Genomic DNA, 12,233 nt, shown 5'->3' with positions numbered 1-12,233 from the left:
ACCTACGAGAACAGCGAAAGTCGAGATCCAGATGTTCGAAGGCTACGCGGGCACCAGTGACTCCGGGTTCCGGGCCGAAGTCGAAAGCGAGCAAGCCATCGCCCGCGGCGAGGTCTACATGGAGATGATCGACGCCCACCAGCACACCGAGCTCGCCGGTCCCTCCGCCGAAGAAGCCGCCCGGCGGCTGAAGGACTTCGGCGAGCGCGCGCAGTTCCAGGGCCAGGTCGCCCTGGACAAGCACCGCCTCAAACGGATCATGAAGCAGCACGACCCGGCCATCTACCCGGGTGAGTACATCACCTGCGTCAACGACCCCGCCAAAGCTCTCTGCGACAGGGCCCGGCGCGGCAACAGCGAGGGGCTCCCCTCGCACGGCGGCTGCAAGCCCCTGGCCTGCCGCAACGTCACTCTCACCGCCGAGAACACCGCCGCCTGGCAGCGCGAGATCACCCGCATCGACAAACGACTCGCCTCGCGGCCGGCGCTTGCTCCCCGTCTGCGCGACCATCTGCAGAACCGGCGGGCCGAGGTCGTGGACTTCCTGACAGTGAACGGGCAGGAGGCCGTTCCCGCATGACGCGCCGAGTCCCTGACCTGTCCGAGGCCCTGGTCCGCAAGCACCTCCAGGAGGTGCTCGGCACCTGCCGGGAAACCAACACCAGGCCCAGCGTCCTCATGCTGGCCCAGCGGCTTGGCCTGACCAACACCACCTTCCGGCGCCGCTACCCCGAGATCGCCCGGGAGATCGCCGACCAGCGAGCGGCGCCCGCCGCCCCGCGAAGCGGGCCCACCGAGCACGACAGGCTCATCGCACGAAACGCGAAACTCCGCCGCCGCAACCGAGAACTGACCGCTCAGCTCGCCCTCGCCGCCGCACAGATCCAGCACCTTGCCCTGCGCAACGAGCGGCTCCAGAAGGCACTGGAGGAGGCGTCGAACGTCACGAGCATCAACAGCAGGACTGTCCGCCGTTGAGCATGTGCTATGAAACCGCCGCCGCGGGGAGCCAAGGCCGTGTGACGGTCAACGGTCAGTTCTCAACCCCGTCCACAACCTGGGAGACCGGGCTCCTCGGCGCCGAGCTGCAGCGCGCCGCCCTTCATCCGGTGCGGACCCGGGATCACGGGTGCACCTCTTCCAGCTTCTCGGCGTCCAGGCGGGCACGCTGGGCGACCAGGCGCTCGTGCAGCTCGATCTCCTCGGTGGTGAGCGGGTCGTCGGCCTGGGCCGCGCCGGCGGCTTCCTCGGCCTCGGCGAGCGCCCGGTACACCGAGGCCACCGACGGGTGCTTCCCGGCGTTCTTGCCCTCCTTGATGGTGAGCTTCTGGGCGATCTCCGGGACCGGGACGCCCTTGGCCTTGAGGGCCAGGGCGAAGGTCAGCGAGTCGTCGTCGATGACCTTCGGCCGGCCGCCGTGGTTGCCCTTGGCGGCGGCGATCTGCTGGCCTTCCAGGGTCTTTTCCCGGATGTAGTTGCGGTCGAGCTGGGCGGCGACGGCCAGGACGGCGAAGAACATCGCGCCCATCCCGGTGGGGTCGTAGACGCCGGTGAGCGGGCCGGTCAGCAGCTCCAGGGAGATGTCCGCCTTCTCCAGGTCGGCGGACAGCTGCATCAGCTCGGCGGCGTTGCGGGTCAGGCGCTTCATCTCGTGGACGGTGAGGATGACCTCCTGGTCGGGGGCGGCCTCCTTGATGGCGTTGGCCAGCGCGAGCGCGGCCTCCATCTCGGGGCGCCGGTGGACCCGGGGGGAGATCTTCTCCTGGAACACCTTCGTGCAGCCGGCCTTCTCCAGCGCCACGAGCTGACTGGCGATCTCCTGTTCGGTCATCGAGCAGCGGGCGTACCCGATCCGGATCGGCGCCGCGGTGGCCTCGGCGGGCCGGGCGGGCAGCGGCGGGCGTTCGACCCACGGTCGGCCAGGTCCCCGGTCGGCGGGCACCAGGATCTCCAGCTTCACCAACACCTACAACTGGTGTGGCCTGCGATGTGGATGTGCGTATCGCTTGAGCGGTGGCAGACCGGGTTGTCGGGCGGGGATCTGCGTGGTCGTGCCGAGAGAACGTGAACGCGTAGTATACCTGTGTGGGACCGTCCGGAGGGGGATTTTGCAGGGCGGTCGCCTCGCGGCAGACTGGTGGGCAGCTCGGTCCATCGCCCCGTCGAACGAGGAAGCCACCACTGTCCGTGACTGACGAATCCCTCTTCCCGGGAGCGCCGCTCCCGGAGAACCCGGTGGACGAGGGTGCTTTCGGTATCGATGCGTTCACGCTGGATGACCGGCTGCGGCTGTTCCATTTCGCCGCTGCCGAGAAGCGCCACGAGTACCTGTGGCTGTTGCGTGCCTTCGACCGTGGTCGGGCCAACTATCAGGTGCTGCTGCACGCCTCGGACGCGGCTGCGCTCCTGGGCAGGCTGGCCGCCGGCCATCCCGAGGCGGCGGTCGGCGATGTACAGCCGCTGCTCGACGCGCTCGCCGAGTGGCGGGTGCTGGACCGCAGCTATGACGGGACGCGGGCGGCGAACCTGGCCGAGTACCGCAACCGGCACTACGTGTACCAGTTCACGCAGGCCGGGTACCGGGCTTATCGGGCGGTGGAGGACGTCCTGGGCGCGGCGCTTGAGGACGCGCAGCTGTCCCGTCTGGTCTTCCCGGACCTCCTCGCCGACCTGGCGGCGCTCGCGGAGGCGAACGCCGCGGGTAATGCCGAGGAGGTCTACCGCAAGCTGGGCCGTCTGGACTCCGTGCTGAACGAGATGGCGCAGCGGGCCGCCCGCTTCTATCTGATGCTCGGGGACCTGGCGCGGACCAACGACACGCGGCCCGAGGTGTTCCTCGCGCACAAGGACGCGCTGCTCGCGCACATGCGGGAGTTCACCGCGGAGCTCGGCCGTTACGCTCCGCTCCTTGCCGAGGCGGTGGAGAAGGCCGCCGCGAGCGGGGTGGAGCGGATGGTGGAGTACGCGGCCGAGGCCGATGAGCGGCTCTTCCGTTCCCCGGCCGCGCGTCTTGACGACTGGCGCCAGCGCTGGGCGGGCATCGTGCACTGGTTCGGCGAACGCGAGCACAGCGAAGCCGAGCGGCTGCAGGACGCGACGGTCACCGCGATCCGTTCCGTGCTCGCGCTGCTGCGCCGGGTGACCGAGGCGCGGCGCGGCGGGGTGAGCCGGGAGAGCCAACTGCGGCATCTGGCTCAGTGGTTCACCTCGTGCGCCAGTGACGACGACGCGCACGCCTTGTTCCAGGCGGTGTTCGGGCTCGGCGCGCCCCGCCACATCGCCGTTCCGTACGCCGACCCTGAGCTGGTCTTGGGCCGTACCTCGTGGTGGGAGGCCGAGCCGGTCGAGCTGGCCCGTACGCTCGTGCAGTCGGGCCGTAGCCCGTCGCTCAAGGGGCCCGGCAGGATCGAGCGCAACGACGCCGAACGGGCCAGGCTGCGGTCGGCGCAGGTTCGGGAGCAGGCCGAGCGGCGGGGAGCGGCCGCCGGGCTGGCTCGGGAGGGCGCGTACGGCCGGGTCCTGGACGAGGCCGAGACGCGTGCCCTGCTCGCCCTGCTGGATGTAGCGCTGACCGCCCGGGTGCCGGTCACCCGAAACGTGAGCGGCTCTGTCGCCGCCTCCGGTTCCGCGCACGGCGTGCGTCTCACCCTCGCTCCGCTCGCGCTTGGGGAGGGCTTCACCACGGTGCGTACCGTGCGCGGCGATCTGCACCTGGACGGGCTGCGTCTGGAGGTCACCGGATGAGTGCGCGGGTCGCCGAGGGCGTCTCAGCCCTCGAACTGGCCGACTACCAGAAGGCGGTACGGCTGGTGCTGCGGCATCCGCTGATCACGCCGGTCTACCCGGACCGCGCGGCACTGGCCGCCGTACGCCGCTGGGCGGAGCAGTTGCGGACCGATTTGATGGAGGTGCTCGGCTACCGGCTGATCACCACGGCCGACACGGCCCGCCTCCAGCGCGCCCAGGATCAGTTGGACGCCACCCGGCCCGCCGTGAGCAGGGCCGGGCGCCCCTTCGACCGACGCCGCTACGCCTATCTCGCGCTCACCCTGGCTGCGCTCGGCCGGCACGGCGCGCAGGTGGCGCTCGGTGAGCTGGCGGACGCGGTGGCGGCCGACGCCGCGCGCGTCGGGGGACTCGGCCTGGACACCGCCCGCAAGCACGACCGGGACGCCTTCGTGGACGCCGTCACCTGGCTCACCGAGCGCGGCGCGCTGCGCCTGGCCGACGGTTCGGCCGCCTCCTGGGCCTCGGATCCCGAGCGGGCCGAGGCGCTGTACGACATCGACCGGGAGGTCCTCGCCGCCGTGCACCGGCCCGCCCGGGTGCTGCAGCACCTCACTTCGGTGACCGCGCTTTTGGACTCGGCGGGTGCGCACGGCCTGTCGCAGGGGCGTGAGGCGCGGCGGCGCTCGGCGGCCCGGCGGGCTCGCCGTCTGGTGGTGGAGCATCCGGTCGCCTACTACGCGGACGCGGACCCGGAGCTGACTGGCCAGCTGCGTGCCCCCGCGCTCGCCGAGGACCTGAGCCGGCTGACCGGCCTGGGGGTCGAGCGGCGGGCGGAGGGTGTCGCTCTGGTGGATACGTCCGGCCGCCTGTCCGACCTGCGTTTCCCGGGCGGTGGCACGGTCGCCCAGGCCGCGTTGCTGCTCGGCGCGAAGATCAGTGAGGCAGCCGCGCGCACCGGCGGGCACGTCCCCGAGCTGCTGCCCGCCCCGACCGCCGCCGAGCGCCTCGCGGAGAGGGCCGTCCGCATTGACCTGGCCCTGCCGGTCCACGGGGTGCTGGGGGAACTCGCCGGCCCGGCTGCCAGGGTCGACACCATGGGGCGGCCGTACGGGAGGTACCGGTCGGACGGCGCAGACGGCGCCGAGAACGCGCAGAGCGGGCCGGACGCCGCGGACGCGGACCGGACGCCCACCCGCTACCCGTTCGTCACCACCTCCTGGCTGCGCGGCCGGATGAGGGACATCACCGCCCGGTACGGCGCGGGATTCGCCGCCGACCTGCGCGGTGACGTGGACCGGCTGCTCGATCAGGCCCTGGACCTGCTGGCCGCGATGTCATTGGTCGCCCGGGTGGACGGCGGCGTCCTGGCCCTGCCGCTGCTCGCCCGCTACCGGGGCGTGACCGCCGAGGTGAGAACGCGCGGGCTCCGTCCCCCGAGCGGGCTGGCTCCGCTCACCGCACCGGGCCCCGCGCCCCAGCCCGCGGCATCACTCCCACCCCAGTTGGCCCCGTTCTCCGCCGACCAGATGAAGGACTCCGCTCAGTGAGCACCTCCCCCGCGTCCAGCGCCTCCGGCACGGCCGCCGCTCCCCAGGCCCGGTACGTCCCCACCCGGGCCGGGATCATCAACCTGTGGGACTACCGGGACGAGGAGTTCTCCTTCGCCGGGGGCTGGCTGGTGCTGCGCGGCCCCAACGGCTCGGGCAAGACCAAGGCCCTCGAGGTGCTCTTCCCGTTCGTCCTCGACGGGCGGATCGACCCCAAGCGGCTTAATCCCTTCGCCGCCGAGGACCGCACCATGAAGTCCAACCTGCTCTTCCGCGGGCAGGAGGGCGCGCTCGGCTATGTGTGGATCGAGTTCGCCCACCGTCAGACCGGCCAGGCCGTCACCTGCGGCATCGGACTGCACGCCCAGCGGCACCGCGACACCCCCGCGCGCTGGCACTTCGTCGTCGAGGGCCGGGTCGGCGAGCAGTTCTCGCTGTTGACCGCCGACGACCGGCCGCTGACCAGGAAGCAACTGACCGCCGAGCTCGCCGCACTGGGCAGTGAGCCGATCGCCTCGGCGACCGACTACCGCGCCGCCGTCGACCAGCGGCTGTTCGGCCTCGGCCGGGAACGCTACGAACAGCTGCTGACCCTCATCCTGACGCTGCGCCGCCCGCAGTTGGCCAAGAACCTCGACCCGGCCAGGCTCTCCGACACCCTCACGGAGGGCCTGCGCCCGCTGGACGAGGACCTGATCGCCGAGGCCGCCCGCTCCTTCGACGACATGGAGTCCGTGCAACGCACCCTGGAGGGCCTCGTCGCCGCCGATGAGGCCACCCGCTCCTTCCTGGCCGCCTACTCGACGTATCTGAGGGTCAACGCCCGCATCGCCGCCGACCGGCTCAGCGCGCGGCGCGCCGAGACCGCCGAACGCGCCCGCGCGGAGGCCGGCGCCGCGACCGAACTGGCCATGGCCCGCTCGGGACGGGCGGACGCCGAGGCGCGCACCGAGGAGGCGGACGCCGCGCTCGCCGCCCTGCGCGCCCGCATTGAGCAGCTGCGCTCCTCGGCCGCCTACCAGGCCGTCGAGCAACTCGCCGACCTGGAACGCCTGGTGCGTACCTGCGAGCAGACCGCCCGGCACAGTGCCGCCGAGCGTGAGCGGCGTGGCGCCGCCACCGGCCGCGCCCGCGCTGAGGCCGAACGCGCCGCTCAGATGGCCGCCGAGACCGCGACCGCCGTCAGTGCCGCCGCGGCCGCCGTCGCCGACCACGCCCACCGCGCGGGCATCGCCTGGTCTGCCGCCGACGCCCACCCAGCCACCCTCACCGACCGTGCCACGGCGCTCGCCGCCGCCCGGCACGAGGGGGTGCGGGCGGTCCGCGCAGCCGGCACACGTCTGCGCGAGGCCGAACAGACCCGCGCGGCGGCCCGGGCCGGCCAGGAACGCGCCCAGGAAGCGGCGGCGAGCGCCGAGAGGGACGAGCGGGAGGCGGAGGCCGCGCTCGCGACACGGCGCGAGGCGGCCCGCACCGAGCTGGAGCGGTGGACGGCACATCATGGCACGCTGCTGCCCGAGGGCACCGCCGAACGCCTGGCAGCCGCACTGGAAGCAGCCGGCGCGACGGCCGACGGCGGCGATCAGACGGCGACGGCCACGCTCGCCGACACCTTCACCGAGGCCACCGCCGACGCCATACAGGACCTACGGGACCGGCTCGCCGCCCTGAGCTCCGAACGCGCCGCACTTCAAGAGCGCCGCGCTGAGACCGAGGCCGAACGCGCCCGCATCGCCGCCGAGCACGACGACGCCCCACCCACGGCCCGGGGCCGCACTGCCGCCCGGGACGGCAGCGCTGACGGCGAAACGGCCGTTGCGCTGTGGCGGCTCGTCGACTTCGCCGACGACGTCGGCGAAGGGCAACGGGCGGGCCTGGAGGCCGCCCTGGAAGCCTCCGGCCTCCTCGACGCGCTCGTCGCTGGCGCCGACCGCCCCGTCCCGGCCGGCGCCGGCGACGGCTTCCTGCACGCGGGCGACCCCGTCGACGGCCCCAGTCTCGCCGACCTGCTACGGCCCGAACCCGGCGCGGCTCTTCCCGCCGCCCGCATCAGTGCCGTCCTGAAGTCCGTCGCCGTCACCGGCGAGCCCCGCCCCGGCGGCGCCCACATCGCGCCGGACGGCCGCTATGCCGCCGGAATCCTCCTCGGCGCGCACTCCAAGGAGCACGCCGAGTACGTCGGCGCCACCGCCCGCGAGCGCCGCCGCGCCGCCCGCATCGCCGCCTGCGAGAGGCTGCTCGCCGAACTCGCCGGCCAACTGGAGGAGTTGGCCCGCATCCGGGCCCGTACCGAAGGGGCACTGGAGGAGTACGCCGCCGCCCGCGCCGCCCTGCCCCGCACCGCGGCCATCGGCCAGGCCCTGCGCGCCCTGGACCGGGCTGTGGCCACCCTGCGCGCCACCCGCCAGGCAGCCGACGCCGCGCAGGAGGTGTACGACGAGGCGCAGGCCGCCTGCGCGGTCGCCGAGCGCACGCTGCGGCGCGCCGAGGCCGAGCACGCTGTCACCGGCGAGGCCGCGGACGCCGTCGAGAGCGCCACCCGCGCCTTCGAGCACGCAGCGGGCGACCTCGCCGCCCGGCGCCGCGAGCACACCCGGCAGTCGCAGACCGCCCACGACGCCGCCGACCGGCTGACGGCCGCCGCCGAGGACGAGGAGGCGGCGGCCGAGACCGAGCGCGCCGCGCGGCGCCGCCACGCCGAGGAGGCAGTCGGGCTCGATGCGTTGCGTGCGGCCGTCGGCGCCGAGGCGCAGGACGTGATGCGCCAGGTCGAGCTGGCAGAGAACGGCCTGGAGACAGCCGAGGCCGAGGCGGAGGCGGCCCGTGCCGCACAGCACGCGGCCATCGCCACGCTCGCCGCCGCCGAGGCCCGCCGCACCGCCGCGGCCGAGGCGCGCGGCGTCGCCGAGGCGGAGGAGAAGGACACGGCACGCGGGCTCGAACCGTACGCAGCCCGCGAGCTCCTCGACATCCTGCGCTGTCCGCCGGGCCTGGCCTGGCCCGCCCAGGAGGCCGACTGGACCGGTGACGGACTGCCGCCCGCCGCCGTCGCCGTCCACGAGGCGATCCGCGCAGCCACCCGCGACCTGGCTCCCACCGAGTCCAGCGTCAAGCAGTCCGTCACCCGTCTCACCCGGGCGCTGGAGGACCTGCACGCCCAGCTCGCCGCCGCCGGACAGGACTACCAGCCCGCCTGGGACAGCTCCAGCGGCGTCATCGTGGTCACCGTCGCCGACGAACAGGGCCCGCTGCCCATCGCCTCGTTCGCCGAGAAGATCGCCGCCCACCGCCGTGACCAGGCCGAACTCCTCTCCGACTCCGAACAGCGGATCCTTGAGGACGCCCTGCTCACCCGCCTCGCCCAGCAGATCCACGACCGCACCGTGGACGCCCGCGACCTGATCCGCCGTATGAACACCGACATGCGTGAGCGCCGCATGTCCTCGGGCACCACGGTCGGGGTGAGCTGGCTGCTCGCGGATACCCTCGATGACCAGCAGCGCGCCGTGTGCGCCCTCCTGGACGCCGACGCCGCCCGTCTGGGCCCTTCGATGCTGGCCCGGATGCGCACCCACTTCGCCGCGCAGATCAAGAACGCCCGCGCCGACCGGCGCGAGACGCCCTACCGGCAACTGCTCGCCGATGTGCTCGACTACCGGCGCTGGCGGCAGTTCGCCTTCCAACTGGTACGCCCCGACGGCGCCGAGGAACGCCTCACCCGCGCCCGCCACAGCCGCCTGTCCGGCGGCGAACAGTCCGTCTCCCTGCACCTGCCCCTGTTCGCCGCCGCCCATGCCATGCTCAACTCCGCCCACCCGCACGCCCCGCGCCTGCTCGCCCTCGACGAGGCGTTCGCCGGCGTCGACGACACCGGGCGCGGTGAACTCATGTCGCTGGCCGCCCAGTTCGACCTCGACCTGTTCATGACCGGGTACGACCTATGGGCTGTGCACGCCTCCGTCCGCGCCGCCGCCCACTACGACCTCGCGCACTCCGCCGTCGACCACACCGTCTCCGCGCTGCTGCTGCTGTGGGACGGCGAGCGCCTGCACGCCGACGAGGCTGGGCAGCTGAGCACCGTCCTCGGCTCGCCGGGCACGCGCAGCGCACACCAGGCGCGTCAGACGGAGGCCACCCTTGCCGACTGAACAACCGGCCGAACCCTACGGGGAACTCACCGGCCAGGCCTGGTGGCGTCTGCTTACCGCGGCCCGCCGCAAGCTGGAGCGCACAGGCGGCGCACTGGACGGCGAGATCGGCCTCAGCGCCCCGAGCGAGGCCGAACGCCGCACCGTCATCGGCGTCACCGGCCGCTACCGCGCCCAGACCACCAAGCGCCTCACCGTCCCTCTGCGCGACCTCGACAGCTACCTCTACGATCGCTACGGCACCGGCCTGCTCCAGACGCTGGGCCGCCTGCACGGCCCGCTGCGCGACCGGCCCGCCGAACGCGCCGACGAGGCCGTCCTGCGCGAGCGTGCCCTCACGACAGCCCGCGCCCCCCACCTCGCCGACCACGGCTGGTACACGGCATGGCTGGAACGGATCGCCGCGGACGGAACCCTCACCCGTCTGCTGCGCCGCGGTGACACCGCCCTGCTCCAGGCCGCCGTCCGCGTCCTGGAGAAGCTCCCCGCCGCGCCCAGCGGCCGCACCCCCGTCCCCCTTCCCGTACTGGCCGAATGGGCCACCGGCGACACCAAGGCCCTGATCCCCGGCTCCCCGCTCGAACAACTCGTCCTGCGCGCCCTCGCCCAGCGCGGCAGTGCCCCGGGGGCTTGGGTCCCTGTGCCCCGCGACCGGGCCGGGCGCCGCGCCCTGTGGGAGAGCGCCGGAGCCGTCGCCGACGACCTCGCCAGCCAGGTCCTCGTCCTGAACATCGGCGCCCGGGGCCAGAACGCGGTCTGCAACTGGCTGCGCGACGCCGCCGACTGCGGCCTCCCCTTCCGGCTCACCCTCCACCAGCTGACCTGTGGCGACGCCGTGGTGCCCGCCGCCCGCGAGATCCACGTCTGCGAGAACCCCGCCGTGCTGCGCGCGGCCGCCGCCGCACTCGAAGACCGCGCCGCGGCCCTGGTGTGCACCGAAGGCATCCCCTCCGCTGCCTGCCACAAGCTCCTCGCCGACGCGGCCCGCGCCGGGGCCCGGCTGCGCTGGCGCGCCGACTTCGACTGGACGGGCCTGCGCATCACCGCCGCCGCCATCGAACGCCACGGCGCACAACCCTGGCGCATGACCACCGCCGACTATCAGGACGCCCTGCGCCAGGGCGAGTCCACTCCCCTCACCGGCCCGCCCGCGCCCAGCCCCTGGGACCCAGCCCTCGCCCCCGCCATGAGCGAATCAGGCCAGGCCGTCATGGAGGAACGCCTGCTGCCTCACCTCCTGTCCGACCTCGGCTGACGCGACCACCCACCGCCCCGCCATGCATGACCGCGGCGACCGGCCCGGCCCCTGTACCGAGACACCGGTCGCCGGTTCGGCGCGGCGTGCATCTTTCCCGGGCTGCGCCCTGTCGAAGCCGGGCCGGGTGAGGGCCGCTCGCTGGGCGGTGTCGAGTTTTTGCGGCGGGCCTTGGCGTCCGCCCTCGCGCCGGGCAGCGATGAACGCGGCCGTGCGCGTACGCCACGGGTCGAGCGCGGTGCCGCCCTGGGTGAGCCTCTTCGGGTCGGCTGCCCTGCAGTCCGTGCAACAGGCCATCTGTTCGGCCGAACCAGTGACCACCCTGGCCCATCTGCCCCCGGGCCTCTCCTTGCGCCCGCACACACTGCTGTACCGCCGCTCCAGACACCCGGAGGCCAGGCCCGTCGGCAGGTCCAGTAAACTCTCAAGGAAACTCGAAATGTCCGGGGCTTGCCCTCCTGGACGGGCTGGCGGGAATGCTCGGCGTGCGCCTGTTGGGCTGCCCGACCATTCAGCTTTCGTAGTGGTACCGGCATGCCGCGATACGAACCTCGTCGCCTGCGATCTTGTAAACCAGGCGGTGCTCGTCATTGATACGGCGTGACCAGTAACCCCGAAACCCGTGCTTGAGAGGTTCCGGCTTGCCGATGCCCTCGTTGCCGCCACGCTGCACATCCGCGATCAAGATGTTGATCCTTTTGAGGACCCTCCGGTCTTGAGTCTGCCACCACAGGTAGTCGTCCCAGACCGACTCGTCCCACACCAGCTTCATTCAGCCAGCTCCCGCACGACTCCCCCACCGCTCTCCAACCGGTCGATCGAGCCCAGCAGACGCCTGGCGTTCACCGGGTTCCGCAAGAGGTACGCAGCCTCCTTCAAAGACTCGTAGTCCTCCAGGGAAACGATCACAACAGGGTCATGGCCGGCGCGGGTGATCACGATCTCCTCGCGGTCATCAGTGACCGCATCGAGCACCTCGGCGTACCGGGCACGCGACTCCGAATACGACATCGTCTTCATCAACCCACCTCCATACGTACAGGAAACCGTACATGGCGTGGTGCGGCCAGTCCAGACCGGAGCATGAACGACCACCGCAGACATTCCGCCCACACGCAACGCCCCAAGGCCGTGGGATCGCCATGGGATCATCACCATGACCACGCACTCACAGTCCACCGAAAACCCCAGGAGGTGAGGCGCCTCTTTCCGGACAGTGTCCTGACCGTCTATTTCACGCGACTGCCCGCAACTCCATGTATTCGGCGTGGACTTCTCGCGGAGGGCGGTAACCAGCAGCCGAGTGGAGGCGTTTGTGATTATACCAGAGCTCGATGTATCGAGTGATGTCCCGTCTGGCGATCTCACGCGTCAGATAAGCCACCCTGGAAACGCGCCCGTTCTTCAGGGCGCCGAAGAACGATTCGGCCATCGCGTTGTCGAAACAGATACCGGTCCGCCCGGAAGACCGGCGAAGGCCGAACCGCTCCAGGGCCTCTCCGAACTCGGCTGACATGTAATTACTTCAATGCCACTTAGATAAGGGGTAGTTGT

At 72.3% G+C, this 12,233-nt stretch carries 9 protein-coding genes and 1 pseudogene; 6 read left to right on the top strand and 4 right to left on the bottom strand.

Annotated elements, in window-relative coordinates; all coding sequences use genetic code 11:
• Positions 1-580: pseudogene (locus ACLHRZ_RS35420) on the top strand (hypothetical protein); the annotation flags it as partial.
• Positions 577-978: a hypothetical protein gene (locus ACLHRZ_RS35415; RefSeq protein ID WP_490422732.1), complete on the top strand. Its 402-nt coding sequence runs from the start codon at positions 577-579 to the stop codon at positions 976-978. The pseudogene ACLHRZ_RS35420 and the gene ACLHRZ_RS35415, both read left to right, overlap by 4 nt.
• A gap of 145 nt (positions 979-1,123) precedes the next feature.
• On the opposite strand, the gene ACLHRZ_RS35410 is transcribed toward ACLHRZ_RS35415, so the two are convergent.
• Positions 1,124-1,966, bottom strand: a complete 843-nt coding sequence (locus ACLHRZ_RS35410) for a recombinase family protein (RefSeq protein WP_490422731.1) — start codon at positions 1,964-1,966, stop codon at positions 1,124-1,126.
• A 221-nt stretch (positions 1,967-2,187) separates the two neighbouring features.
• On the opposite strand from ACLHRZ_RS35410, the gene ACLHRZ_RS35405 reads away from it, so the two are divergent.
• From ACLHRZ_RS35405 to ACLHRZ_RS35390, 4 genes are read left to right on the top strand one after another with little or no spacing between them, the layout of a single operon-like run.
• Positions 2,188-3,744, top strand: coding sequence for a TIGR02677 family protein (locus tag ACLHRZ_RS35405; protein ID WP_490422730.1), 1,557 nt, complete (start codon positions 2,188-2,190; stop codon positions 3,742-3,744).
• The gene (locus tag ACLHRZ_RS35400) at positions 3,741-5,276 is read left to right on the top strand and encodes a TIGR02678 family protein (protein WP_490422729.1); all 1,536 of its coding nucleotides are present in this window, start codon (positions 3,741-3,743) and stop codon (positions 5,274-5,276) included. The genes ACLHRZ_RS35405 and ACLHRZ_RS35400 overlap by 4 nt, the downstream gene beginning before the upstream one ends.
• Positions 5,273-9,424 carry a TIGR02680 family protein gene (locus tag ACLHRZ_RS35395; RefSeq protein ID WP_490422728.1) on the top strand — a complete coding sequence of 1,384 codons (4,152 nt, stop codon included), beginning with the start codon at positions 5,273-5,275 and terminating at the stop codon, positions 9,422-9,424. The genes ACLHRZ_RS35400 and ACLHRZ_RS35395 overlap by 4 nt, the downstream gene beginning before the upstream one ends.
• A complete protein-coding gene (locus ACLHRZ_RS35390; RefSeq protein ID WP_490422727.1) occupies positions 9,414-10,679 on the top strand; it encodes a TIGR02679 family protein in 1,266 nt (421 codons plus the stop codon). The genes ACLHRZ_RS35395 and ACLHRZ_RS35390 overlap by 11 nt, the downstream gene beginning before the upstream one ends.
• 511 nt (positions 10,680-11,190) lie before the next feature.
• Here the strand turns inward: ACLHRZ_RS35390 and ACLHRZ_RS35385 are convergent.
• The 3 genes from ACLHRZ_RS35385 to ACLHRZ_RS35375 all read right to left on the bottom strand — a co-directional run bounded on the left by ACLHRZ_RS35385 (position 11,191) and on the right by ACLHRZ_RS35375 (position 12,195).
• Positions 11,191-11,451: a Txe/YoeB family addiction module toxin gene (locus ACLHRZ_RS35385; protein WP_490422726.1), complete on the bottom strand. Its 261-nt coding sequence runs from the start codon at positions 11,449-11,451 to the stop codon at positions 11,191-11,193.
• On the bottom strand, positions 11,448-11,699 hold the full coding sequence (locus tag ACLHRZ_RS35380) for a type II toxin-antitoxin system Phd/YefM family antitoxin (protein ID WP_490422725.1): 252 nt from the start codon (positions 11,697-11,699) through the stop codon (positions 11,448-11,450). Before ACLHRZ_RS35380 ends, ACLHRZ_RS35385 begins: the two co-directional genes overlap by 4 nt.
• A 214-nt stretch (positions 11,700-11,913) precedes the next feature.
• Entirely contained in the window at positions 11,914-12,195 is a 282-nt protein-coding gene (locus tag ACLHRZ_RS35375; RefSeq protein WP_490422724.1) for an integrase core domain-containing protein, read from the bottom strand.
• Positions 12,196-12,233 lie beyond the last annotated feature (38 nt).

This window comes from Streptomyces sp. AM25, from assembly GCF_058146165.1.
Note: the sequence above shows the minus strand (reverse complement) of the source record. Positions and strands in the feature narration are given on the sequence as shown.